This window comes from Bacillus cereus group sp. BfR-BA-01356, from assembly GCF_022663635.1.
GTDB classification, from domain to species: domain Bacteria; phylum Bacillota; class Bacilli; order Bacillales; family Bacillaceae_G; genus Bacillus_A; species Bacillus_A cereus.
Map to the genome: position 1 here is coordinate 12,120 of NZ_JAKUFX010000030.1, position 26,348 is coordinate 38,467.

The window sequence follows — 26,348 nt, forward strand, 5'->3', positions numbered from 1 at the left end:
GGGACAGTTCAACTTGAACTGTCCCTTTTGTCACCTTTCTCTCTCTAAATTCATACTTTAAAAACAGGTAAGATGGCCTAATGAGTTTGGAGGTAGGAGAATGGTTTTACATGTTGGAGAATTAGTGGAACGATATTCTCATAAGAGGGATATTCTTTTTCGTATTATAGAAATAAAAGGTGAGATAGCTATATTGTTTGGAGAGGAAATTAGACTGGTGGCGGATGCGCCACTTGAAGATTTAATTAGTATAGATCAAAGAGAACATAAAAAAAGGGTGAAGCGTGAGAAAGAAACAATGGAGCGCACGTATCGTTTGTTTCAACAAGATTATGTACTGATGAAACAAAGGCATGAACATACTTCAACTGGTGGATACACAAGTGAGGTGAATTATTTTCAAATGCCGGGACGTGTATTGCATATAGATGGAGACCCTTTATATTTGCGCAAGTGCTTAGACTTATATAACAAAATTGGCGTTCCTGTTCAAGGTATTCATTGTAAAGAAACGGAGATGCATGAAAAAGTAGTAGACTTAATAGATCACTTTCGCCCAGACATTCTCGTTATTACAGGGCATGATGCATATACAAAATCAAAAGGAGTGAAGGGAGATTTAGCGGCATATAGGCATTCAAGGCATTTTGTACAGGCTGTTCGTGAAGTGCGAAAAAAATATCCATCACTGGATCAACTTGTTATTTTTGCTGGGGCATGTCAATCACATTTTGAGGCACTAATTCGTGCAGGGGCCAATTTCGCTAGTTCACCATCTAGAATTAATATTCATGCACTAGATCCTGTATATGTAGTTGGTAAAATTAGTTTTACTTCATTTATGGAGAGAGTCAATGTATGGGATGTCGTACGTAATACAATTACTGGTGAAAAGGGACTAGGTGGAATTGAAACGAGAGGGATTTTACGAACGGGATTACCTTTTCAACATTACGAAGAGTAAGCAGGATACATATGTATCTTGCTTTTTTGTATGGAAGGATTTAAATGAATTTGGATAAAAAGAGGTAAGAACGTACAGACTACGTAATGATACTTTTACAATATAGTATTTCTTCTATCTATTCAAACGCAGGATGATATTAGCTGTGAATCGCGGTTAATAATTAGGATAGATATATCGTGCTTTAAGTGTTCAATCTAAATTACAGCGAGGTGTAGCGAAGTATATGTCAAAACGTTTAGATGAAATTAAAAGCGAATTAGATCACCATCTTGGACAACGACTTATGTTAAAAGCAAATAGTGGAAGAAGAAAAACTGTGGAGCAATCAGGTGTACTAGCAGAAACATACCGTTCCGTTTTTGTTGTACAATTGGATCAACAAGAAGATGCGTTGCAACGTGTATCTTATAGTTATGCAGATGTTTTAACAGAGACAGTAGAGTTAACATTTTATGGAGACCCTCATAATGAGGTCATTTTATAATCCGTATATCATTACATATATTCCCATAAATGAAAAGCTATATTATTTTGCATACTAACTATACCGTAGCAAAATAAGGAGGGACTCTGCATTGAGTAGACGAAGAGGTGTCATGTCAAACCAATTTAAAGAAGAGCTAGCAAAAGAGCTTGGCTTTTATGATGTTGTTCAGAAAGAAGGATGGGGCGGAATTCGTGCGAAAGATGCTGGTAACATGGTGAAACGTGCTATAGAAATTGCAGAACAGCAATTAATGAAACGAAACCAGTAGTTGTAAGATACTTTCTATGCTACGGTAGCCGAGGAGACATTCCTCGGCTTTTTGTACTCTAAAAGGTGCCATCATTTTACATAAGTAGTTTCATTCTGAATGCTTTTCGTTATAATTAGGGAAGTGTCATCGTCTTACTATAAATTTATGGTAAAATAAACGATAAAAGATTGAGTACATAGAGTGGGTGAATAGATTGAAGCTACTAGTGAAAGCACCAGCAAAGATTAATCTGTCGTTAGATGTACTGGGAAAAAGACAAGACGGATATCATGAAGTGAAAATGATTATGACAACCATTGATTTAGCAGATCGTCTAGAACTAACGGAATTAGCAGAAGACCGTATTGAAATTTTATCCCATAATCGGTATGTCCCAGACGACCAACGAAATTTAGCTTATCAGGCAGCGAAATTATTAAAAGAGAAGTTTAATGTAAAAAAAGGTGTATCTATTACTATTGAAAAAACGATTCCAGTAGCAGCTGGATTAGCAGGTGGAAGTAGTGATGCAGCAGCGACATTACGTGGTCTTAATAAATTATGGAATTTAGGGCTTACAATTGATGAGTTAGCAGAGCTTGGCGCAGAAATTGGATCAGATGTATCGTTCTGTGTATACGGAGGCACAGCAATTGCCACTGGAAGAGGAGAGAAAATTGAGCATATAAAGACTCCGCCTTCTTGTTGGGTTATTTTAGCGAAACCACATATAGGTGTATCTACTGCTGATGTGTATGGAAATTTAAAGTTAAATCGAGTTACACATCCAAATGTAGATAAAATGGTTGATGTCATAAATTCTGGTGATTATAAAGGAATTTGTGATACTGTTGGTAACGTTTTAGAAGATGTAACATTTGGAATGCATCCTGAAGTTGCCCGTATTAAATCACAGATGAAGCGATTTGGAGCGGATGCTGTATTAATGAGTGGAAGTGGTCCAACTGTATTCGGACTTGTACACCATGATTCACGAATGCATCGCATTTATAACGGATTAAAAGGATTTTGTGAACAAGTCTATGCGGTACGTTTATTAGGAGAGCGAGAAACGCTTGAATAAAGACGTATAATACGTTATGATTTGTTTAGAATATTCGTGATTTGAGGTGAGAGTATGAAAATTAGAAGAAGTACAAGGTTAGTCGATATGACTTATTACTTGCTACAAAACCCTCGTCAGCTAGTATCTCTCACTTTTTTTGCTGAAAGGTATCAATCGGCTAAGTCTTCCATTAGTGAAGATTTAGTTATTATTAAGCAAACGTTTGAACAACAAGGGATCGGCACATTGCAAACGATACCAGGAGCAGCAGGAGGAGTGAAATATATACCGTATATAAGTGAAGAAGAGGCAGATCTAATTATTGATGAGCTTTGTGGCTTATTTGAAAACCCAGATCGTATTTTGCCTGGCGGTTACTTATACATGACAGATTTATTGAGTAATCCTCGCCATATTAATGGCGCAGGTCGTTTGTTTGCTTCTGTTTTTGCTAGGCAACCAATTGATGCAGTTATGACGGTGGCAACGAAAGGGATTCCACTTGCTTATGCAGTGGCAAATTACTTAGATGTACCAGTTGTAATTGCAAGGAAAGATAATAAGGTAACAGAAGGTCCGACTGTTAGTATTAACTATGTGTCGGGTTCTTCTAAACGAATTCAAACAATGACGTTAGCAAAACGCAGTCTTCCAGAAGGGTCGAATGTTTTAATTATTGATGACTTCATGAAAGCTGGCGGAACAATTCAAGGTATGATGAGTATGTTAGAAGAGTTCAAGGCTAATGTTGTTGGTATTGGTGTATTAGTAGAATCCACAGATATTGAAGAACGACTAATTAATAATTTTGTATCATTAATTCGTCTATCGGAAGTTGATGTGAAAGAAAAAACGATTCAAGTGGAAAAAGGGAATTATTCTCTTGCGCCATTTGATGAAGGGCTTGTAGAGGCGGAATAAAAGATAGAGCAGATAGCTCTATCTTTTTTTATTTTATTTATAGATTATAAAATAGGTGGACAAACTGCCTTTCGTACACTATTTTTAAAGAGTAAAATAAATAATAAAAGGGTGAAAAGTATGAAAGTTGTTCAAACAAGCAAGGCACCACAAGCAATTGGACCTTATTCACAGGGGATTATTGTAAATAACATGTTCTATAGCTCAGGACAAATTCCATTGACGGCAAATGGGGAGCTTGTAACAGGAGATGTAACAGTACAAACAGAACAAGTATTTCAAAATTTACAAGCGGTATTAGAGGAAGCAGGTGCTTCATTTGATACAGTCGTAAAAACAACAGTATTTTTAAAGGACATGGATGATTTTAATGCTGTGAATGAAGTGTATAGCTCTTATTTCTCTACTCATAAACCAGCTCGATCTTGTGTGCAAGTAGCAAAATTACCGAAAGATGTTTCCGTTGAAATTGAAGTAATCGCCCTAGTTAAGTAACCTTTTGTAAGCGATAACCTCCACTAATCTCTATATTCAACTACTTTAAAAATTTTTATCTTAAAAATTTTTAAAAAATTAAAGGGAAAATAGAAAATTTGTGGAATTTATACAAATATATCGCTTATTTAGAAAAGGGTGGTGAACACAAGATGGAAGTGACTGACGTAAGATTACGCCGCGTAAACACAGAAGGCCGCATGAGAGCAATTGCCTCTATTACTCTAGACCATGAATTTGTTGTTCATGATATTCGTGTAATTGATGGTAATAATGGATTATTTGTAGCAATGCCAAGTAAACGTACTCCAGATGGAGAGTTCCGTGACATTGCACATCCAATTAATTCTGGTACACGCTCTAAAATTCAAGATGCGGTTTTAACAGAGTATCATCGTTTAGGCGAGTTAGAAGAGGTTGAGTTTGAAGAAGCAGGTGCTTCGTAAAATTCGAATGAAAAGGGCTTTTGACAAAAAGCCTTATAATTTTGTAGCAAACTCCTGTAAGCATTTACAGGAGTTTGTTTTTTTTTGCTTTATATTTGGAAACTGCATAATTTATTAACATAAAAAGAAGAAACTACTAATTTTTTCAAAATCATTTTAAATAGTATAGCTTATTTCTTAAAAAAGATACTAAAGAGTAAAACATCTTATAAGAATTATGGTAAAATTTAATAGTTAAAATGTGTTTCTTGAAATATATGATGATTTAGGATAATATCTTTAATGGATAAATAGGTTGCGATGGAGGGTCTATATGTCAAACAGATTTGCAGTGATTCTAGCTGCAGGTAAAGGCACACGTATGAAGTCTAAGCTATACAAAGTGCTGCATCCTGTATGTGGAAAACCTATGGTACAACACGTAGTCGATCAAGTATCTCAATTAGGATTGCAGAAACTTGTAACGGTTGTTGGACATGGTGCTGAAATGGTACAAGAACAGCTAGGGAACGTAAGTGAATTTGCATTACAAGCAGAACAACTTGGTACAGCACATGCTGTAGATCAAGCTGCAAGTGTACTTGCAAATGAAGAAGGAACAACTTTAGTTATTTGTGGTGATACGCCTCTAATAACTGCTGAAACAATGGAAGCATTACTTCAGCAACATAAAGAAGCAGGAGCAATGGCGACGGTGCTAACAGCATACATAGAAGAGCCTGCTGGATATGGCCGTATTGTTCGTAATGAGAATGGTCATGTTGAAAAGATTGTTGAGCATAAAGATGCAAATGAGAAAGAATTAGCTATTAAAGAAATCAATACAGGTACGTATTGTTTTGATAATAAGGCTTTATTTGCTTCACTTTCTAAAGTTTCAAATGATAACGTGCAAGGTGAATATTACCTTCCAGATGTTATTGAGATTTTAAAAAATGAAGGTCATATCGTATCAGCTTATCAAACAGAGCAGTTCGACGAAACGTTAGGTGTTAACGACAGAGTCGCTCTATCGCAAGCGGAAATTATTATGAAAAACCGTATCAACCGAAAGAACATGGTAAACGGTGTTACAATTATTGATCCAAGTAACACTTATATTTCTGCTGATGCAGTTATCGGTAGTGATACAGTTCTTCATCCAGGAACAATTATTGAGGGGAACACTGTAATTGGCTCTGATTGTGAAATTGGACCGCATACAGTAATTCGCGATAGTGAAATTGGAGATCGTACGACAATTCGACAATCTACTGTACATGATAGTAAGCTTGGTACAGAAGTATCGGTTGGTCCATTTGCACATATTCGCCCAGATTCAGTTATTGGAGACGAAGTACGCGTTGGAAACTTCGTGGAAATCAAAAAAACTGTCTTTGGTAATAGAAGTAAAGCTTCACACTTGAGTTATATCGGGGATGCACAAGTTGGAGAAGACGTGAATCTTGGTTGTGGTTCAATTACGGTGAACTATGACGGTAAGAATAAATTCAAAACTGTGATTGGTAATGGGGTATTTATTGGATGTAATTCAAACCTTGTTGCTCCAGTAACAGTTGAAGATGGTGCTTATGTGGCAGCAGGCTCTACAATTACAGAGAATGTTCCATCAAAAGCATTATCGGTAGCACGTGCACGTCAAGTTAACAAAGAAGACTATGTTGATCAATTGCTGAATAAGAAAAAATCATAATGTGGAGGGTTAATCTAGATGTCGACTCAATATCTAAATTCTAATTTGAAAGTATTCTCTTTAAACTCTAATAAGGAACTTGCTGAGCAGATTGCAAAGCATATTGGAGTAGGGCTAGGAAAATGTTCTGTTGATCGTTTTAGTGATGGAGAAGTTCAAATTAACATTGAAGAAAGTATCCGTGGTTGCGATGTATTCATTATTCAATCTACAAGCTTCCCAGTAAACGAACATATCATGGAATTACTTATTATGATTGATGCATTAAAACGTGCATCTGCGAAAACAATTAATATTGTTATTCCTTACTATGGTTATGCGCGTCAAGACCGTAAAGCGCGTTCTCGTGAACCAATTACATCGAAACTTGTAGCAAACTTGCTTGAAACAGCAGGTGCAACTCGTGTAATCACTCTAGATTTACATGCTCCACAAATTCAAGGGTTCTTTGATATCCCAATCGACCACTTAATGGGTGTACCGATTCTTTCAGATTACTTTGAAACAAAAGGTCTTAAAGATATCGTAATCGTGTCTCCTGACCATGGTGGTGTAACTCGTGCAAGAAAAATGGCAGATCGTCTAAAAGCGCCAATCGCTATTATTGATAAGCGTCGTCCTCGCCCGAATGTATCAGAGGTAATGAACATTATCGGTAATATTGAAGGTAAAACAGCGATTTTAATTGATGACATCATTGATACAGCTGGTACAATTACATTAGCAGCAAACGCTCTTGTTGAGAACGGTGCTTCTGAAGTATATGCTTGCTGTACACACCCAGTATTATCTGGTCCAGCAATTGAGCGTATTCAAAATTCAAATATTAAAGAGTTAGTTGTAACGAACTCTATCGTATTACCAGAAGAGAAGAAAATCGACAAAGTACATGAACTTTCAGTTGCTCCATTAATCGGAGAAGCAATCATTCGTGTATACGAAGAAGAATCTGTGAGTGTATTATTCAATTAATTGGATAGAATGAGACGTAACCAAAATTGGTTACGTCTTTTCGTATCGAAAAAAGAAAGTAGTGGTACAAGAATGAAATTGATAGTAGGACTTGGGAACCCAGGTAGAGAATATGAATTAACAAGGCATAATATTGGATTTATGGCCATTGATGAACTTGCGAAGCGTTGGAACATTTCTTTGAATGAACAAAAATTTAAAGGTGTATTTGGTGCAGGGTTTGTTAATGGAGAAAAGGTAATCTTATTAAAGCCGCTAACATACATGAACTTATCTGGGGAAAGTATTCGTCCACTCATGGATTATTATAAAATTGATGTTGAGGACTTCGTTGTTATGTACGACGATTTGGACATTCCTGTAGGTAAATTGCGTCTTCGCATGAAAGGTAGTGCTGGTGGACATAATGGTGTAAAGTCAACGATTTCGCACCTAGGAACACAAGAATTTCAACGTATCCGTATGGGAATCGATCGCCCGAAAAATGGAATGAAGGTAGTCGATTATGTATTAGGACGCTTTACATCTGAAGAGATTCCGGATGTTAACCATTCTATTGAAAAAGCAGCGGATGCATGTGAAGAGTGGCTAAATAAGCCTTTTCTCCAAATCATGAATACTTTCAATAGTTAAAAATGAGATTGGGAATATTTCTCTTTTGTTTTACCCATACTAGTAGTAATTGAATTTTTAGGAGGCTAGTATGGAAGGGTATTATTATTGCAGACACTGCGGAGGTAATGTAGGCTCCATTAACGCAGAAAAAGTATATAGCGACGTTTTATTTCAACTAACAGAGCAAGAAGTAGTAGAAATGATTCATTTTCATGAGAATGGAAATATATATATAAAAACGATTTGTGAATCGTGTCAAGAAACGCTCGCATCTTATCCTGAGTATTATGAGTATGAAAAATTTCTGCAATAAAATGTTGTCGCTTTGGCATGTCCAAAGCATTTTTCTGTTTTCCTTTTCCAAAATATTTGCATAAAATAGAATGACTTGCTCTTTATGTTGAGAGGAGTTTTAAAAATGATAGGTTTATTAGAGCAATTTTATAAAAATGAAGAGATACAATCGGTTATTAATGGATTAGAAGATGGGTTAAAAGAACAACTTATATCAGGGATGGCAACGTCTTCTCGTTCATTATTAATGGCGGCTTTATATAAAAAAACAAAAAAATCACAATTAATCGTGACGCATAACTTATACCAAGCACAAAAAGTACATGAAGATTTAGTGGCGTTACTTGGTGAAAAAGATGTGTGGTTATATCCAGTGAATGAACTGATAGCATCGGAAATTGGAGTTGCAAGTCCAGAATTGAAGGCGCAACGTATAGAAGTGTTAAATCGCTTGGCTGCGGGAGAGAATGGAATCATTGTAGCGCCAGTGGCAGGATTGCGTAGATTTTTACCAATAAAAGAATTGTGGAAGCAAAAGCAAGTTGAAATCAATCTAGGGCAAGAGATTGATTTAGATGCGCTCTTGCATACTTTACATCATATTGGCTATGAACGTAAGTCGATGGTAGAAGCTCCAGGGGAGTTCAGTTTGCGTGGGGGAATATTAGATATTTATCCTTTAACTGAAGAACTACCATTTCGTATTGAATTCTTTGATACAGAAGTCGATTCTATTCGATTATTTGATGTGGATGAACAGCGTTCTCAAGGTAAAAAAGAAAGCGTTAGGTTTGGTCCGGCAACAGAGTTTTTATTTTCACAGGAAGAATTAAAATCAGGAATTCAGCATCTTGAAGAAGGTTTGACTAAGACGATGCAAAAACTTTCTGATGATAAACTAAAGACTACAGTGCTTGAGACGGTAAGTCATGAAATTGAGATGTTGAAAAACGGGCAAAGTATAGAACAGATGTTTAAATACTTATCTATTTTCTATAAAGAACCTGCTAGTCTGATAGATTATTTACTAGAAGACGGTGTTGTAATTTTAGACGAGATTTCCCGTATTCAAGAAACAGCATCGCATCTTGAAACAGAAGAGGCGGAATGGTATATATCACTTCTTGGTGAAGGAACAATTATTCAAGATTTATCTTTCTCTCACCCATTCGAGGGGTTTCTTCATCATAAAAAAAGAAGTTTTGTATATTTAACGTTATTCTTGCGTCATATCGCACACACACATCCGCAAAATATTGTTAATGTAACATGTAAAACAATGCAAGATTTCCATGGACAGATGAATTTGTTAAAAACAGAAATTGATAGATGGAATGAAGGGCATTTTACGACTGTTGTACTTGGAACAGATGATGAACGTGTGAAAAAATTACAACATATTTTAAGTGATTATGATATTGAGGCAGATATTGTAGAAGGTACAGATATTTTATTGCCTGGAAGGTTACAAATTGCTGTAGGTGATTTACATGCAGGTTTTGAAATGCCGATGCAAAAGCTTGTTGTCATTACTGAAAAGGAGCTTTTTCATAAGAAAGTTAAAAAATCACAACGTAAACAAAAGTTATCGAATGCTGAACGTATTAAAAGTTATTCGGAATTAAAAGTTGGAGATTATGTAGTTCATGTAAATCATGGTATAGGTAAATTTTTAGGTATTGAGACATTAGAGATTAATGGTGTTCATAAAGATTATTTAAATATTAAATATCAAGGTAATGATAAGCTATACGTTCCAATTGAACAAATTGATCAAGTTCAAAAATATGTAGGATCTGAAGGTAAGGATCCGAAAGTTTATAAATTAGGTGGTAATGATTGGAAGAAGGTTAAAACGAAAGTTGAAAAATCTGTACAAGACATTGCGGATGACCTAATTAAACTATATGCTGAGCGCGAAGCTTCAAAAGGCTATGCATATACGCCAGATACGGCAGAACAACAAGAGTTCGAATCATCTTTCCCGTATCAAGAGACAGAGGATCAGTTACGTTCTATTGACGAGATTAAAAAAGATATGGAACGCGGACGCCCAATGGATAGGCTCCTTTGTGGTGACGTAGGATATGGAAAGACTGAAGTGGCTATTCGTGCGGCATTTAAAGCAATTATGGATGAAAAACAAGTTGCAATTTTAGTACCGACAACGATTCTTGCGCAGCAACACTATGAAACAATTCGAGAGCGTTTTCAAGATTATCCGATCAATATAGGCTTATTAAGTAGATTCCGTACGAGAAAACAACAAAATGAAACAATTAAGGGCTTAAAGGATGGAACAGTAGATATTGTAATCGGAACACATCGTATTTTATCTAAAGATGTTACGTATAAAGATTTAGGGCTTCTTATTATTGATGAAGAACAAAGATTTGGTGTAACACATAAAGAAAAAATTAAACAATTGAAGGCGAATGTTGACGTATTAACATTAACGGCAACTCCGATTCCGCGGACGCTTCATATGTCTATGCTTGGTGTGCGCGACTTATCTGTTATTGAGACACCACCAGAAAATCGTTTCCCAGTCCAAACGTATGTAGTAGAGTATAATCCAGCATTAATACGAGAGGCGATAGAGCGAGAGCTTGCAAGAGGTGGTCAAGTTTACTTCCTATATAACCGTGTAGAGGATATTGAAAGAAAAGCGGATGAAATTTCGATGTTAGTTCCAGATGCCCGCGTAACGTACGCACATGGGAAAATGAACGAAAGCGAATTAGAGTCTGTTATGCTATCATTTTTAGAAGGACAGCATGATGTTCTTGTAAGTACAACAATTATTGAGACGGGTGTAGATATTCCGAATGTAAATACGTTAATTGTATTTGATGCAGATCGTATGGGATTATCACAGTTGTATCAGCTTCGTGGGCGTGTTGGACGTTCTAATCGTGTTGCATATGCATACTTTGCATATAAACGTGACAAAGTGCTGTCAGAGGTTGCAGAGAAGCGTCTACAAGCAATTAAAGAGTTCACGGAACTTGGATCTGGTTTCAAAATTGCGATGAGAGATTTATCTATTCGTGGAGCAGGTAATTTGTTAGGGGCAGAACAGCATGGATTTATTGATTCTGTCGGATTTGATTTATATTCTCAAATGTTAAAAGATGCAATTGAACAGCGTAGAGGAACAGATGGGGCTGAAAATATAGTTAATGTTGAAATTGACTTAGAGGTAGATGCATATCTACCAGATGCTTATATTTCAGATAGTAAGCAAAAAATTATGATGTATAAACAATTTAGAGGTGTTTCTGCAATTGAGGATATTGAAGAATTGCAGGAAGAAATGATCGATAGATTTGGCGATTATCCACAAGAAGTTGGTTATTTATTACAAATTGCAAATATTAAAGTGTTGGCAATGAAAGAACAAATTGAATTAATTAAGCAGAATAAATTTGAAGTAACATTCCTGTTTTCTGAACAAGCAAGCCAAAATATTGATGGTGGAAAATTATTCATGCTCGGAAATAGTTTTGGACGTATGATCGGTTTAGGAATGGAAGGATCACAATTGAAAATTGTTATGAAAACAAATGGCTTAGAGACATCGAAGTGGTTAACAATTGCTGAAAATTTATTAAAAGGCTTACCAGATGTAAAAAAAGAAGTAATAAATGCCTAAAATAAGATAAAAAAATACAATTCGACGTGCATAGAAGAACTAATGTGTAAAATACTATGTCTAACAGTTGGTGATTTTTACATGAACAGGTAAATTCACCACTTTGATCATCAGTAGAAAGTGAGGCAGCATTAGAATGAAAGCAACTGGAATCGTACGTCGAATTGATGATTTAGGCAGGGTAGTAATCCCGAAGGAAATTCGTAGAACCTTACGTATTCGAGAAGGAGACCCACTAGAAATATTTGTTGATCGCGATGGAGAGGTAATTTTAAAGAAGTATTCTCCAATTAGTGAGCTAGGTGATTTTGCAAAAGAATATGCTGATGCTTTATATGACAGCTTAGGACATAATGTGCTTGTGTGTGATCGAGATTCTATCATCGCAGTATCAGGCGTATCGAAAAAAGAATACTTAAATAAAAGTGTTGGCGATCTAATTGAAAAAACGATGGAAGAACGAAAGTCTGTTATTATGACGGATGAAAGTGATATTTCCATTATTGATGGTGTAACAGAAAAGGTTCATTCTTATACAGTTGGACCGATTGTTGCAAACGGAGATCCGATTGGAGCCGTCATTATTTTCTCAAAAGAAGCCATTATAAGCGAGATCGAGCATAAAGCGGTTAATACTGCTGCCAGTTTCTTAGCGAAACAAATGGAACAGTAAGGGTATATTGATTTTAGAAGTAGCAATCTTTCCTAATTATGATCTTTCTTTTTGAGAAATCAATTATTTGGAGATATATGTATATTGAATGAAGGTAGCACTTTGCTACCTTTTTTCGTTGAATATTTTTAACATGTAGGAACTCATTATTACCCGTGTTGGTAAGGGAGTTTGTTCTTTTCTTTATGATATAATACGAGAGGTGAGAATAGAAAAAGGAGTTTTCTTGTATGGAAGCGAAGAAGTATCAAGCCTTTTGGCGTGGGGCTATTATATTAACGATTGCAAGTTTTGTTACAAAAGTATTAAGCGCTTTTTACCGTATTCCATATCAAAATATAGCGGGGGATATTGGGTTTTATATTTACCAACAAATTTACCCGTTTTATGGATTTTGTTTAATTTTAGCTACTTATGGATTTCCTGTTATCATTTCGAAAATGGTTGCAGAACGACTAGAGCGGGGAAAACAAAAAGAAGCAGAAGAAATTATTTGTGTATCTTTTTGGTTCTTATTAGGAATTGGTTTTATAGGCTTCTTTACATTGTTTTTTGGGGCCGAAACAATTGCGGCAGCTATGGGCGATATACACTTAGATAAGTTACTACGTGTTATTTCATTTTCATTCTTATTGATGCCATTTTTGTCTGTAGCAAGAGGGTATTTTCAAGGATTTAATAATATGATGCCAACGGCTGTTTCGCAAGTAATAGAACAAACAATTCGAGTTTCTATTATTGTGTTTTTATCGCTATTCCTAATTGCTCACGGATTTGATTTATATACAGTTGGTGCAGGGGCTATGTTAGGCTCAATTGCGGGTGGACTTATTGGGATTATTGTACTTATATTGTATATGCGTCAAGATTTTCGTTCTATATTCTTCAAAAGTGCAGCGAGAATTAAGGGTAAAAGGAAGATAGTTAAAATCCTTTTTTGGCAGGGGTTAGCGATTTGTGTTAGTAATTTAGTGCTTATTTTTATACAGATGGCTGATTCAGTGTCCTTTTACAGCTTACTTATTGGTGCGGGAGAACAGGCTGAAAATGCAAAGGTATTAAAGGGTGTTTATGATAGAAGTATTCCGCTAATGCAATTAGGTACTGTTGTGACGACTTCTTTCTCGTTGTCACTTATTCCGATTATTACAGCGGCGAAGGAAAGAGGAGATCTTTCCTTTATTCAAGAAAAGGTAAAGTTAGCAATGAAAATAACATTTGTTATTGGACTTGCAGCAGCTATTGGACTAACTTGTATTATTCAACCTACCAATATTATGTTGTTTGAAAACAGTGATGGATCAGATGTTTTATCTATTTTATCGTTATCTATTTTATTTAGTTCATTGTCAATTACGACAGCTTCTATTTTACAAGGATTAGGGCAAACGTTTAAGCCAGCATTATTTGTTGTATTTGGAGGTTGCTTAAAGTTAGCGTTAAATTATATATTCAAGCCTTATTTTGGTGTGAAAGGTGCAGCTTTTGCGACTTTATGTGCGTTAATTATAATCTCTGGATTAAATAGTTTGTTGCTTACGAGAGCTGTATCAGGGTCACTTATCAATAAGCGAAATATGTTAGGGATAGTAATTAGTGGTATTTGTATGGGATTTGTATTAATGGTGTTCACACGTGTGTTACAGATGTCTGGATTAGTAATTAATACGGAACATAGAGGAAGCGCGACGCTTGAAGCGTTGTTAGGTGTAGCCATCGGCGGATTGACATATATGTTTTTTATTTTGAAATTACGTGTATTTACAAAAAAAGAATTAGGAACCGTTATGAAACAAGAGAAAAAAGAAGGTTCATTGAAGAAGAGTGGATAGAGGTGACTGTTTGTGAGTGGAATCATTACTATTTTAGGTTTAGGAGCTGGTGAATTAGATCAGCTAACGATGGGTGTATATCGAAAAATAAAAGAAGCAGACCATCTGTTTGTTAGAACGAAAGAACATCCAGTTATAGAAGAATTGGAGAAAGAAGGCGTACAATATACGTCTTTTGATGCTGTATATGAAGCACATGATACGTTTGAAATTGTATATGAAACAATTGCGAATAAATTGCTAGAACAAGCTGAAGGTACAGAAATTATCTATGCTGTTCCCGGGCATCCACTTGTAGCAGAAAGAACAGTTCAGCTGCTGTTAGAAAAAGGAGAAGTTTCAAATGTTGAAGTGCGAATTGAGGGTGGACAAAGTTTCCTTGATCCTATGTTTGCAAGTCTAAAGATTGATCCGATTGAAGGATTCCAATTACTTGATGCTACATCATTTGAAAGAGGGCAATTAGAACTGCGTCAACATTTAATCTTTTGCCAAGTATATGATGCATTCGTTGCATCTGATGTGAAATTAACATTAATGGAGATGTTACCAGATGATTATGAAGTGTATATCGTAACAGCTGCAGGAACTTCATTTGAACAAGTAAAGAAGGTACCGTTGTACATGTTAGATCATGAAACGGAATTGAATAATTTAACGAGTGTGTACGTGCCGCCAGTTCAGGAGCGTGCGTCCTTGTATCAACAGTTTGATGTTCTTAGAGAAATTATTGCGGAACTTCGTGGTCCAAATGGTTGTCCGTGGGATAAAAAGCAAACACATCAATCATTAAAGAAATATTTAATTGAGGAAGCTTATGAAGTGTTGGAAGCAATCGATGAAGAGGATGATGATCACTTAGTAGAAGAATTAGGTGATATATTATTACAAGTTATGCTTCATGCTCAAATCGGAGAAGATGAAGGTTGGTTCTCTATAGATGATATCATTCGAACTCTATCTGAGAAAATGGTTCGTCGCCATCCGCATGTGTTTGGAAATACGGATGTAAACAGCGCTGATGAAGTGATTGCAAATTGGGAAGAAATTAAAAAACAAGAAAAAGGATTCGTGAAAGAATCTGTTTTAAATGGCGTTCCCAAAAGTTTGCCACAGTTACTACGCGCCTATGAAATTCAGAAGAAAGCTGGTAAGGTTGGATTTGATTGGGTTGATGTGCAACCGATGATAGAGAAAGCTTTGGAAGAATGGCAAGAGTTCCAACAAGAGGTTACAAATATGGATGAGGAAAAGATGCTGGGTGAGTTTGGTGATTTACTATTTGCATTTGTTAATATAGCTCGTCATTACAAAATAGATCCAGAAGAGGCGTTACGTTCAACTAATGAGAAATTTACTGGTCGTTTTTTATACATGGAGGCAAAAGTAGCTGAAATGAATAAAGAGATGAAAGATTTATCATTAGAACAGTTAGATGTTTTATGGGAAGAAGCGAAACAAACAGAGCGTTAATAGGGGGATTTGATATGCGTCTAGATAAGTTTTTAAAAGTATCACGTTTAATTAAAAGAAGAACATTAGCGAAAGAAGTAGCTGATCAAGGAAGAATATCTATTAATGGTCAAGTGGCAAAAGCGAGTTCTGATGTGAAAGTAGCTGATGAATTAACAATTCGTTTTGGTCAAAAAATAGTGACTGTGAAAATAAATGAATTAAAAGAAACAACTAAAAAAGAAGATGCAGCAAATATGTATAGCTTAGTTCGTGAAGAAAAAGTAAAAGCGGAAGAAGGCTTGTTCTAAAATCATTTATCCCCTCATACATTACTATTAGCTAGTAAAAACCTATGGGGGGATTTACGTGAATAATGGTTACTCACCTACGTCTTCTAATCAACAAAATGTTTCTGTAGAGCATGACATTATTATGCGTGGCAGGCGTATAATTGATATTACCGGTGTGAAGCAGGTAGAGAGTTTTGATAGCGAAGAGTTTTTACTAGAGACCGTAATGGGTTTTTTAACGATTCGTGGTCAAAATTTACAAATGAAAAATTTAGATGTGGAAAAAGGTATTGTGTCGATTAAAGGGAAAGTTAATGAGATGCTGTATATTGATGAAAATCAAGGGGAAAAAACTAAAGGTTTCTTTAGTAAGTTGTTTAAATGAGCTTAACAATTCAGTTGTATACAATGCTTTCAATGATTGGAATGGGTGCTTGGATTGGAGCGTCTTTAGATACATATCAACGTTTTTTAAAGCGCCAAGAACGTAAACGTTGGCTTGTATTTATACATGATATATTATTTTGGATTGTCCAAGCATTATTCGTCTTTTATGTATTGCTTCTCGTAAATGAAGCTGAGCTACGTATATATGTGTTTTTGGCATTATTATGTGGTTTTGCGGCATATCAAAGCTTATTGAAGGCACTATACATGAAGCTGTTAAATTTTCTCATCTATATTTTTATGCAAACAACATATTTTTTTGTTCGAATTATACAGCTACTCATGATAAAACCTGTTATTATTATAGCGCAGCTATTTATTGCATTTATATTATTCTTATTTCGTATACTGCTTTCAATTGGACATGTGTTATGGAAAATGGTGATTTGGATATTACTTTTCATATGGAAAGTTTTTTTCTGGCCTGTTCGATTTATTGCTTCGCTCATATGGAAACTTCCCCCTAATCGTGTTAAACTTTTTATAGTGAAACATATAGGGTTCCTGCAATATATAGCAAAATTGAAGGGACATATCTTCCAACTATGGGAGCATATAAAAAAGAAGTTAGGGGGACCTCGGAAATGAGGGAACTGAGACAAAGAACAATCGAAAAACAGAGTCCAAATCCTGTTAAAGAGCATATAATACAAACGGATGAGAACAGGAAGCGACTTTATCGCCGTTTAGCGGTTTTTCTTGTCTTTACTTTTACAATTATTGCGAGTATTAGTGTAACGTTTTATCAACAAAACAGTTCCATTAAAGCAAAAGAAGCAAAAGTTAAGGACATGAAAAAAGAACTGGATTCATTAACGAATAAAGAAAAAAGTCTAAAAGACGAAGTTCAAAAGTTAAATGATGAAGAGTACGTATTAAAGATTGCTAGAAGGGATTATTTCTTCTCTGGTAAAGGGGAGATAATTTTTCCTGTTTCTAAGTAGAGTATGTCTTATTGACACTATATTTTAGGATTATATATAATAAAGTAAAATTTGACTTTTTAACCACTAAGGAGGAGCATTTTTTTTATGTCAATCGAGGTAGGCAGCAAGTTACAGGGTAAAGTAACAGGTATTACAAATTTTGGGGCTTTTGTGGAGCTGCCAGAGGGCTTAACGGGTCTTGTTCATATTAGTGAAGTTGCTGATAACTATGTAAAAGATATTAACGATCACTTAAAAGTGGGCGACCAAGTAGAAGTAAAAGTTATTAATGTTGAAAAAGATGGAAAGATTGGTTTATCTATCAAAAAAGCGAAAGAACGTGAAAAAACAGAAGGAGATCGTCCACGTGGTGAATACCAACGCGGTGGTGATCAACAACGTTCTGGACGTCCACAACGTAATAATCGCTCTTTCAACAGAGATAATCGCGGTGGCGGTAACGACCGAGCTCCGAAAGAAACATTTGAGCAAAAGATGGCACGCTTCTTAAAAGATAGCGAAGATCGTTTAACTTCTTTAAAGCGTAACACAGAGTCTAAACGTGGTGGCCGTGGCGCGCGTCGCGGATAATAAGGACGTTTAGTTTTTAACATATAGAGAGGTACCCAGAGTGATGGCTCAGGGTGCTTTTTTATATGTAAAAAATATTTTCAAAAAAGTTTTTGAGATGTGTTGACTTTAATCAGTATCTGATGTAAGATACTAATTGTCCGTTAAATAAGACGACATGGCGGTGTAGCTCAGCTGGCTAGAGCGTACGGTTCATACCCGTGAGGTCGGGGGTTCGATCCCCTCCGCCGCTATATTTAATTTAACGGCCCGTTGGTCAAGTGGTTAAGACACCGCCCTTTCACGGCGGTAACACGGGTTCGAATCCCGTACGGGTCATCTAAAAAGATCATGCAAATTTGCATGATCTTTTTTTGTTAAATAAATTAAGATATACAACACTTCTACAAAATCACCCTATATTTTCTGAATATTTAATTAAAATATCGAAAATAACTTACATACCCTGTATATCTGTAGAGTTATTTCGAATAAAAAGTCGAACGATTATAAAAGTGAAAACTGTTGTTTTGACAAAAAAACCAACAATCATCTTTTATAATGACAGTAATTAAACTATGCAGGTGGTGTTAAAAATATGCCTAAAGCAGGAAGGAATACTATGAATACAAGTGCATTGGCAATGAATGAGAGTCAGCTTGGTGGAATAAAGTGGACGAGTAAGTTGCGAATGAAATTTGAGCAAGTTTTCTTTAGATGGGGATTTATTATTGTTGTTATTGGTTTTCTTTTGGGACGAGCATATATATTAACAAATATTTTACCGTTTGCACTGCCATTTTTTGCTGCTGTTTATGTTATGAAGCGGGATAAGATGCCGCTAGCATTTTTAGCTCTAATGGGAGGAGCTCTTTCAGTATCGATAGATAATTTGTTTTTTACCTTTGCATCTATCTTTACCTTCTTCATTTATAATATCTTCTTTAGTCGATTTACACGTAAAACTGTTGGACTTGTTCCATTTCAAGTATTTATCTCCGCATTAACCGCACACTTAGTTGTTGTATATTTTGCGCAACAAACTGTCACTATGTACGATTTACTCGTTAGTACCATTGAGGCTGGACTTAGTTTTGTATTAACTATGATATTTTTACAAAGTGTCCCGCTTTTAGTGGAAAGGAAAGGAAAACAACAGGCATTAGAGACGGAAGAAATTGTTTGTTTGATTATATTACTAGCATCTGTTTTAACGGGTACAACAGATTGGTTTGTATATGATGCTTCTATTCAACATATTTTTACAAGGTATTTAGTGCTAGTATTTGCATTTATTGCGGGTGCTGCCACAGGGTCTACAGTGGGGGTTGTAACAGGACTAATATTAAGTTTAGCAAATGTGTCTAGCTTGTCTCAGCTTAGCCTTCTTGCTTTTTCTGGATTGCTTGGTGGATTGTTAAAAGAAGGAAAGCGTTTAGGTGTTAGTTTAGGTTTATTAATTGGGACAAGCTTAATTACATTATATGTAGACAAACAGACAAATATTGTAACAACTTTAATTGAGTCAGGTGTAGCGATTGTTATCTTCTTATTAACACCGAAGCTTGTTTTGGATCGTATTGCTAAATTTATGCCAGGTACACAAGAGCATTCGCAAGATCAACAACAATATTTAAGAAGGATGCGTGATGTTACAGCAAATAAAATCAACCAATTTGCAAATGTATTTGCTGCTTTATCTAATAGCTTTTCTGTATATGGGTATGTAGAGGAAGAAGATAAAGAGACAGAAGCAGATTTGTTTTTGAGTACAATTACTGCGAAAACATGTCAAACATGCTTTAAAAAGGATCAATGCTGGGTAGTGAATTTTGATAAAACGTACGATTATATGAAACAAATAATGAATGAAACGGAAGAAGGAACCCTGCAACATAATCGTAAATTAGTTCGTGAGTGGGACAAGCATTGTGTGAGAGGGAAAAAAGTGACGGATTTAGTAGCCGGTGAATTAGATCACTTCTATGAGGGACAAAAATTACGAAAACAAATGAAGGAAAATCGTAGAATAGTAGCGGAGCAACTATTAGGTGTATCAAAGGTTATGGAGGATTTTGCTAAGGAGATACAACGAGAGCGTGAAAATCATCAAGTGCAGGAAGAACAGATTATGCAAGCGTTCCGAGATTTTGGTGTTGAAGTAGAGCATGTTGATATTTATTGTTTAGATAGAGGAAGTATTGATATTGAAATGTTAATTCCAGTTGCATCTAATGAACATGGTGAGTGTGAAAAGTTAGTTGCACCGATGCTTTCAGATATCCTTAAAGAAAATATTGTCGTTAAACATGAAGAAAAGTCGTCTTATCCAAATGGCCATAGTTTAATATCATTTGGTTCGGCGAAGACGTATTCTCTTGATACAGGATTGGCTACAGCTGCAAAAGGCGGTGGATTTGTTTCGGGTGACTCTTATGCGATGATGGATTTAAGTGTTGGTAAATATGCACTTGCGATTAGTGATGGTATGGGTAATGGGCAAAGAGCTCATATGGAAAGTAAGGAAACGGTGAAATTATTACAAAAAATACTCCAATCAGGCATTGATGAAGAAATAGCAATTAAGTCTATCAATTCAATTCTTTCTTTGAGAACGACAGAAGAAATGTTTACGACATTAGATTTAGCTATGGTAGATTTGCGGGATGCGAGTGCAAGGTTTTTAAAGATTGGATCGACGCCGAGTTTTGTTAAACGTGCAAATAATATTTTGAAAATTGAAGCAAGTAATTTGCCGATGGGAATCATCGAAGATGTTGAAGTTGATGTGGTGGGTGAACAATTAAAAACGGGCGATATTCTTATTATGATGAGCGATGGGATTTTTGAAGGAGCACAGCATGTGGAGAATCATGAATTGTGGATGAAACGAAAAATTAAAGAATTGCAAACCGAAGACCCGCAAGAAATTGCTGATATCATTATGGAAGAAGTGATTCGCTCTTGTGATGGTTATATAAATGATGATATGACTATTGTAGTGGCAAAAGTGAAGAAAAATATGCCGAAGTGGGCTACGATTCCGATTGTAGGAATGCAGGCGCAGTAAAATGTAAGTGGAATGTTTATCTATAATTTGATTTTAAAAACCTAGGTGAATACCTAGGTTTTTTTGTGGGAAAAGGTAATGTTATTAATTTTGTGAATATACACGGAGGATGTAAGATAAAAATGTAATTTTTGTATATCTTTTTTTTGCACAATGTTTGTAAAAGTTGTACCATTGTAGACAAGGTGACTAAGGTTGCTGTTCTTGTTTAATGAAAGGTGATTGCGAAGTTGAAAGATACATTTGTTGAAAAAGTAGATGACTTTGTAAAGCAGCATGATGTATTAAAGAATGATTCAACAATTGTTGTGGGAGTTTCTGGTGGTCCTGACTCGTTAGCGCTTTTATATTATTTATTAGAAAAAAGAGCGGAAAAACAGTTGGAAATTGTAGTTGCTCATGTGGATCATATGTTTAGAGGTGATGAATCTTATGAGGATTTACAGTTTGTGCAGGGCCTTTGTGAAGAACTGGGAATTATTTGTGAAACGATAAGGATTAATGTATCACAATATCAACAGCAATACGGAATGAATGCACAGGTTGCTGCGAGAGAATGCAGATATGCATTTTTGGAAAGAATAATGAAGAAATATGATGCGAGATATGTTGCTCTTGGACATCATGGAGATGATCAAGTCGAGACAATTTTAATGCGTCTTGTAAGAGGGAGTACTCCGAAAGGATATGCAGGAATTGCAGTGAAGCGTCCTTTTCATAATGGATATTTAATTAGGCCGTTACTTGGCGTAACGAAGGAAGAAATTGTTGATTACTGTAATAAGCTAAATTTAATGCCACGTATAGATCCGAGTAATAAAAAGGAAGTATATACAAGGAATCGATTACGTAAATATGTCCTTCCTCATTTGAAAGAAGAAAATCCACAAATGCATGAGAAATTCCAAAAATTTAGCGTGCAGATGCAAGAGGATGAGGCTTATTTGCAGGAATTAGCTTTTGAGAAAATGAATAAAGTAATTACAAAAAAAAGTGATAAACAAATTAGCTTATCAATTCCTGCCTTTGAATCCATGTCTATGCCTTTACAAAGAAGAGGGATTCAACTAATATTAAACTATCTTTATGAATATAAGATTCCATCTTCTCTTTCTTCTATACATATTGACAAGTTGATTGAGTTTTTTAAGCGGACACAACCTTCAGGTTCACTTGATTTTCCGGGTGATTTGAAAATTGTTCGTTCATACGAGGAGTGTAGCTTTAGATTTAAACAAGAAATTGTCTCTCCTTTTTCACAAGATTTATTAGTACCCGGGACCATTACGCTATTGAACGGGGATGAATTTGTAACAGAGGTGAGCGAAGATATACCAAGTAACATGAATGAAACAGTATTTGTTGCTAAGTATAATGATATATCATATCCACTTCGTATTCGTTCTAGAGAAAATGGAGATCGCATGTCAATACAAGGTATGAATGGTACGAAAAAGATAAAAGCTATTTTTATCGAAGCGAAAGTACCGAAAGAAAAAAGAGAAGAATGGCCGGTCGTTTGTGATGCAAGTGGGACTATTATTTGGGTACCCTTGTTGAAACGATCTGCATTTGCAATTTCGAAAGAGATGGCAAAGAAGGATAAATATATGATTATTCACTACAAAAGCAAGGAGTCTTCCGGGAGGATAATGAAATGATGAATCAAGATATCGAAAAAGTATTAATTTCTGAAGAGCAAATACAAGAAAAGGTGCGCGAACTAGGTGCAATTATTGCAGAGGATTATAAAAACACAGTACCTCTTGCAATTGGTGTATTAAAAGGCGCAATGCCATTCATGGCAGATTTATTAAAGAGAACAGATACATATCTTGAAATGGATTTTATGGCTGTATCTAGTTACGGTCACTCTACAGTTTCAACAGGCGAAGTGAAAATTTTAAAAGATCTTGATACTTCTGTAGAAGGTCGCGATATTTTAATCGTCGAAGATATTATTGATAGTGGTCTTACACTAAGCTACTTAGTAGACTTATTCAAATATCGTAAAGCGAAGTCTGTAAAAATTGTTACATTATTAGATAAGCCAACAGGCCGTAAGGTTGATCTGAAAGCGGATTATGTTGGATTTACTGTTCCACATGAATTTGTAGTAGGATATGGATTAGATTATAAAGAGCAGTACCGTAATCTTCCTTATGTAGGCGTATTAAAACCAAGCGTTTACTCAAATTAATTAAATATAGGCTTCACAATTGTATAGGAAAGTTTTTCTATGTTACGATTTACTATAGTGTTTATGCCGTGAGAGGAGGTTAGGAATGAATCGTATCTTCCGTAATACCATCTTTTATTTACTGATATTCTTAGTAGTAATTGGAATCGTGAGCTATTTTAATGGTTCGACACAAAAAACGACATCAGTTAGCTACGACAAATTCATTACTAAACTAGAAAGCGGTGAAGTGCGTAATGTGCAACTTCAACCGAAAAATGGTGTATTTGAGGTAAAAGGACAATTTAATAACTCTAGCCAAGGAGAACAATTTGTTACTTATGCACCAAATACTGAGGAATTACAAAAGAAAATTAATGATAAAGCGAAAGGTGCCGAAGTTAAGTATCAACCAGCAGAAGAAACAAGTGCTTGGGTAACATTCTTTACTTCAATCATTCCATTTGTCATCATCTTCATTTTATTCTTCTTCTTATTAAACCAAGCTCAAGGCGGCGGTAGCCGTGTTATGAACTTCGGGAAAAGTAAGGCGAAGTTATATAATGATGAAAAGAAAAAAGTTCGTTTCAGAGATGTTGCTGGTGCGGATGAAGAGAAACAAGAACTTGTTGAGGTAGTTGAATTCTTGAAAGACCCTCGTAAGTTCTCTGAAGTTGGTGCTCGTATTCCAAAGGGTGTCCTATTAGTTGGACCTCCAGGTACAGGTAAAACTTTATTAGCACGTGCTGTTGCAGGTGAGGCTGGCGTTCCATTCTTCTCTATCAGTGGTTCTGACTTCGTAGAGATGTTTGTCGGTGTCGGTGCATCACGTGTACGTGATTTATTTGAAAATGCAAAGAAAAATGCTCCTTGTATCATTTTCATTGATGAAATTGATGCAGTAGGTCGTCAACGTGGGGCAGGTCTTGGTGGTGGTCATGATGAGCGTGAGCAAACATTGAACCAATTACTTGTTGAAATGGATGGATTCGGTGCAAACGAAGGTATTATTATCATTGCTGCGACAAACCGTCCAGACATTCTTGACCCAGCGTTATTACGTCCAGGTCGTTTTGACCGTCAAATTACAGTAGATCGTCCAGATGTAAATGGCCGTGAAGCTGTACTGAAAGTACATGCGCGTAATAAACCACTTGATGAGCATATTAATTTAAGAGCGATTGCGACTCGTACACCAGGATTCTCTGGTGCGGATCTTGAAAACTTATTAAACGAAGCTGCTTTAGTAGCTGCACGTCAAGATAAGAAGAAAATTGATATGAGTGATATCGATGAAGCGACGGATCGTGTTATTGCAGGTCCAGCTAAGAAAAGTCGTGTTATCTCTGAAAAAGAACGTAATATCGTTGCTTTCCATGAAGCAGGTCATACTGTAATTGGTGTTGTTCTCGATGAAGCAGATGTCGTTCATAAAGTAACAATTGTCCCTCGTGGTCAGGCTGGTGGATATGCGGTAATGCTTCCGAAAGAAGATCGTTACTTCATGACGAAACCAGAGTTACTTGATAAAATCACTGGTTTACTTGGTGGCCGAGTAGCTGAGGAGATTGTATTTGGTGAAGTGAGTACAGGTGCTCATAATGACTTCCAACGTGCGACTGGTATTGCAAGACGTATGGTTACGGAATTTGGTATGAGTGACAAACTTGGACCGATGCAATTTGGTAGCTCGCAAGGTGGTCAAGTGTTCTTAGGAAGAGACTTCCACTCAGAACAAAACTATAGTGATGCGATTGCACATGAAATCGATATGGAAATGCAATCAATTATGAAAGAATGTTATGCTCGTGCAAAACAAATTCTTACTGAAAACCGTGATAAACTAGATATTATCGCACAAACGTTACTTGAAGTAGAAACATTAGATGCAGAGCAAATCAATCATTTATGTGATTACGGCAGATTGCCAGAACGTCCAACATCTTCAGATGATGTGAAAGTAAACATCAACATGAAGAAAGACGATGAAGATAAAGAAGATAAGTAAGAAGTGAAGGAGTGACTATCGTCACTCCTTTTTTGTTTGTTAAAATCTTTGTTAATTACTATTGAGAACTTAGTGGATAAAGTAATTTAAGTAAAACTAGTATTAAAAATTGAAATAGAGAGCAATCTTTTTGTAAAATGATGAGGGTAGGAAAGCTGATTATATAAGTATGTGTGATATGATGTTTTTATAAGTTTTATACATACTGCACAAATATAGATTAAATAAGATAAGTGGTGAGAATATGATTTTTGTATTGGATGTAGGGAACACAAATGCTGTACTAGGTGTGTTTGAAGAGGGGGAACTTCGTCAGCATTGGCGCATGGAAACAGATCGTCATAAGACAGAAGATGAATATGGAATGCTTGTAAAGCAATTGCTTGAGCATGAGGGTCTTTCGTTTGAAGATGTGAAAGGTATTATTGTGTCTTCAGTCGTACCACCAATTATGTTTGCTTTAGAGCGCATGTGTGAAAAATATTTTAAAATTAAACCGCTTGTAGTAGGGCCTGGGATAAAAACAGGACTAAATATTAAATATGAAAATCCGCGTGAAGTAGGCGCAGACCGAATTGTAAATGCAGTAGCAGGAATCCACTTATATGGAAGTCCGCTCATTATTGTTGATTTTGGTACGGCTACTACATATTGTTATATTAACGAAGAAAAACATTATATGGGTGGAGTTATTACGCCAGGAATTATGATTTCAGCAGAGGCTTTATATAGCAGAGCAGCAAAACTTCCTCGTATCGAAATTACAAAACCAAGCAGTGTTGTTGGGAAAAATACAGTAAGTGCGATGCAATCTGGTATTCTTTATGGTTATGTTGGACAAGTGGAAGGTATTGTTAAGCGTATGAAAGAAGAAGCTAGACAAGAACCTAAAGTTATTGCAACAGGTGGATTGGCAAAATTAATTTCCGAAGAATCGAATGTAATTGATATTGTAGATCCGTTTTTAACGTTAAAAGGTTTGTATATGTTATATGAACGTAATGCAAATTTACAGCATGAGAAAGGTGAATAAATAC

Annotated in this window: 25 protein-coding genes and 2 tRNA genes; all 27 read left to right on the plus strand. The window is 35.8% G+C overall.

Translation table 11 applies throughout. The annotated features are described in order from the left end of the window. The first annotated feature begins 100 nt into the window (after positions 1 to 100). The 27 genes from yabG to MR168_RS13190 all read left to right on the plus strand — a co-directional run bounded on the left by yabG (position 101) and on the right by MR168_RS13190 (position 26,344). Positions 101 to 964, plus strand: a complete 864-nt coding sequence (yabG, locus tag MR168_RS13060; protein WP_000242868.1) for a sporulation peptidase YabG — start codon at positions 101 to 103, stop codon at positions 962 to 964. Between the two features lie 226 nt (positions 965 to 1,190). Next, positions 1,191 to 1,451, plus strand: a complete 261-nt coding sequence (gene veg, locus MR168_RS13065; RefSeq protein WP_000044347.1) for a biofilm formation stimulator Veg — start codon at positions 1,191 to 1,193, stop codon at positions 1,449 to 1,451. 91 nt (positions 1,452 to 1,542) lie between these two features. Continuing rightward, positions 1,543 to 1,722, plus strand: a complete 180-nt coding sequence (sspF, locus tag MR168_RS13070) for an acid-soluble spore protein SspF (RefSeq protein WP_002094215.1) — start codon at positions 1,543 to 1,545, stop codon at positions 1,720 to 1,722. Between the two features lie 196 nt (positions 1,723 to 1,918). Next, positions 1,919 to 2,788, plus strand: a complete 870-nt coding sequence (ispE, locus tag MR168_RS13075; RefSeq protein ID WP_000772104.1) for a 4-(cytidine 5'-diphospho)-2-C-methyl-D-erythritol kinase — start codon at positions 1,919 to 1,921, stop codon at positions 2,786 to 2,788. A 54-nt stretch (positions 2,789 to 2,842) separates the two neighbouring features. Then, complete coding sequence (gene purR / locus MR168_RS13080; protein WP_098220161.1) at positions 2,843 to 3,691, plus strand: pur operon repressor; 849 nt, start codon at positions 2,843 to 2,845, stop codon at positions 3,689 to 3,691. A gap of 120 nt (positions 3,692 to 3,811) precedes the next feature. Then, positions 3,812 to 4,186: a RidA family protein gene (locus tag MR168_RS13085; RefSeq protein WP_000869815.1), complete on the plus strand. Its 375-nt coding sequence runs from the start codon at positions 3,812 to 3,814 to the stop codon at positions 4,184 to 4,186. Between the two features lie 152 nt (positions 4,187 to 4,338). After that, positions 4,339 to 4,632: a septation regulator SpoVG gene (gene spoVG, locus MR168_RS13090; protein WP_000454041.1), complete on the plus strand. Its 294-nt coding sequence runs from the start codon at positions 4,339 to 4,341 to the stop codon at positions 4,630 to 4,632. Positions 4,633 to 4,945: 313 nt separating this feature from the next. Continuing rightward, positions 4,946 to 6,325, plus strand: a complete 1,380-nt coding sequence (gene glmU / locus MR168_RS13095; protein WP_000071041.1) for a bifunctional UDP-N-acetylglucosamine diphosphorylase/glucosamine-1-phosphate N-acetyltransferase GlmU — start codon at positions 4,946 to 4,948, stop codon at positions 6,323 to 6,325. 18 nt (positions 6,326 to 6,343) lie between these two features. Next, positions 6,344 to 7,297: a ribose-phosphate diphosphokinase gene (locus MR168_RS13100; protein ID WP_000107420.1), complete on the plus strand. Its 954-nt coding sequence runs from the start codon at positions 6,344 to 6,346 to the stop codon at positions 7,295 to 7,297. 72 nt (positions 7,298 to 7,369) lie between these two features. Further along, the gene (gene pth / locus MR168_RS13105) at positions 7,370 to 7,930 is read left to right on the plus strand and encodes an aminoacyl-tRNA hydrolase (protein ID WP_000767702.1); all 561 of its coding nucleotides are present in this window, start codon (positions 7,370 to 7,372) and stop codon (positions 7,928 to 7,930) included. 70 nt (positions 7,931 to 8,000) lie between these two features. After that, positions 8,001 to 8,225 carry an anti-sigma-F factor Fin family protein gene (locus tag MR168_RS13110; protein ID WP_000399438.1) on the plus strand — a complete coding sequence of 75 codons (225 nt, stop codon included), beginning with the start codon at positions 8,001 to 8,003 and terminating at the stop codon, positions 8,223 to 8,225. A 105-nt stretch (positions 8,226 to 8,330) separates the two neighbouring features. Then, on the plus strand, positions 8,331 to 11,861 hold the full coding sequence (mfd, locus tag MR168_RS13115) for a transcription-repair coupling factor (protein ID WP_086411681.1): 3,531 nt from the start codon (positions 8,331 to 8,333) through the stop codon (positions 11,859 to 11,861). 136 nt (positions 11,862 to 11,997) lie between these two features. Next, complete coding sequence (spoVT, locus tag MR168_RS13120; protein ID WP_000648302.1) at positions 11,998 to 12,534, plus strand: stage V sporulation protein T; 537 nt, start codon at positions 11,998 to 12,000, stop codon at positions 12,532 to 12,534. A 230-nt stretch (positions 12,535 to 12,764) separates the two neighbouring features. Continuing rightward, positions 12,765 to 14,366, plus strand: coding sequence for a putative polysaccharide biosynthesis protein (locus MR168_RS13125; RefSeq protein WP_242291341.1), 1,602 nt, complete (start codon positions 12,765 to 12,767; stop codon positions 14,364 to 14,366). 12 nt (positions 14,367 to 14,378) lie between these two features. Next, positions 14,379 to 15,839: a bifunctional methyltransferase/pyrophosphohydrolase YabN gene (gene yabN, locus MR168_RS13130; protein WP_000014239.1), complete on the plus strand. Its 1,461-nt coding sequence runs from the start codon at positions 14,379 to 14,381 to the stop codon at positions 15,837 to 15,839. Positions 15,840 to 15,853: 14 nt separating this feature from the next. Beyond that, positions 15,854 to 16,129, plus strand: coding sequence for an RNA-binding S4 domain-containing protein (locus MR168_RS13135; protein ID WP_001234876.1), 276 nt, complete (start codon positions 15,854 to 15,856; stop codon positions 16,127 to 16,129). Positions 16,130 to 16,187: 58 nt separating this feature from the next. After that, positions 16,188 to 16,496 (plus strand): sporulation protein YabP, encoded by a 309-nt coding sequence (gene yabP / locus MR168_RS13140; protein ID WP_001059104.1) that lies wholly within the window; start codon positions 16,188 to 16,190, stop codon positions 16,494 to 16,496. Then, on the plus strand, positions 16,493 to 17,146 hold the full coding sequence (gene yabQ, locus MR168_RS13145) for a spore cortex biosynthesis protein YabQ (protein ID WP_242291342.1): 654 nt from the start codon (positions 16,493 to 16,495) through the stop codon (positions 17,144 to 17,146). The genes yabP and yabQ overlap by 4 nt, the downstream gene beginning before the upstream one ends. Continuing rightward, positions 17,143 to 17,502, plus strand: a complete 360-nt coding sequence (gene divIC / locus MR168_RS13150; protein ID WP_001208739.1) for a cell division protein DivIC — start codon at positions 17,143 to 17,145, stop codon at positions 17,500 to 17,502. Before yabQ ends, divIC begins: the two co-directional genes overlap by 4 nt. An 87-nt stretch (positions 17,503 to 17,589) precedes the next feature. Further along, positions 17,590 to 18,075, plus strand: coding sequence for a S1 domain-containing RNA-binding protein (locus MR168_RS13155; protein ID WP_000021451.1), 486 nt, complete (start codon positions 17,590 to 17,592; stop codon positions 18,073 to 18,075). A 159-nt stretch (positions 18,076 to 18,234) separates the two neighbouring features. Beyond that, a tRNA-Met gene (locus MR168_RS13160) sits at positions 18,235 to 18,308 on the plus strand. A gap of 13 nt (positions 18,309 to 18,321) precedes the next feature. After that, a tRNA-Glu gene (locus MR168_RS13165) sits at positions 18,322 to 18,393 on the plus strand. 259 nt (positions 18,394 to 18,652) lie between these two features. Next, the gene (gene spoIIE / locus MR168_RS13170; RefSeq protein WP_001123552.1) at positions 18,653 to 21,124 is read left to right on the plus strand and encodes a stage II sporulation protein E; all 2,472 of its coding nucleotides are present in this window, start codon (positions 18,653 to 18,655) and stop codon (positions 21,122 to 21,124) included. Positions 21,125 to 21,354: 230 nt separating this feature from the next. Further along, positions 21,355 to 22,785 carry a tRNA lysidine(34) synthetase TilS gene (gene tilS / locus MR168_RS13175; RefSeq protein ID WP_000655463.1) on the plus strand — a complete coding sequence of 477 codons (1,431 nt, stop codon included), beginning with the start codon at positions 21,355 to 21,357 and terminating at the stop codon, positions 22,783 to 22,785. After that, complete coding sequence (gene hpt, locus MR168_RS13180) at positions 22,782 to 23,324, plus strand: hypoxanthine phosphoribosyltransferase (protein WP_000981842.1); 543 nt, start codon at positions 22,782 to 22,784, stop codon at positions 23,322 to 23,324. The genes tilS and hpt overlap by 4 nt, the downstream gene beginning before the upstream one ends. A gap of 85 nt (positions 23,325 to 23,409) precedes the next feature. Then, complete coding sequence (ftsH, locus tag MR168_RS13185; protein WP_001079667.1) at positions 23,410 to 25,311, plus strand: ATP-dependent zinc metalloprotease FtsH; 1,902 nt, start codon at positions 23,410 to 23,412, stop codon at positions 25,309 to 25,311. 244 nt (positions 25,312 to 25,555) lie between these two features. Then, entirely contained in the window at positions 25,556 to 26,344 is a 789-nt protein-coding gene (locus tag MR168_RS13190; protein WP_000578368.1) for a type III pantothenate kinase, read from the plus strand. The last annotated feature ends 4 nt before the right edge of the window (positions 26,345 to 26,348 follow it).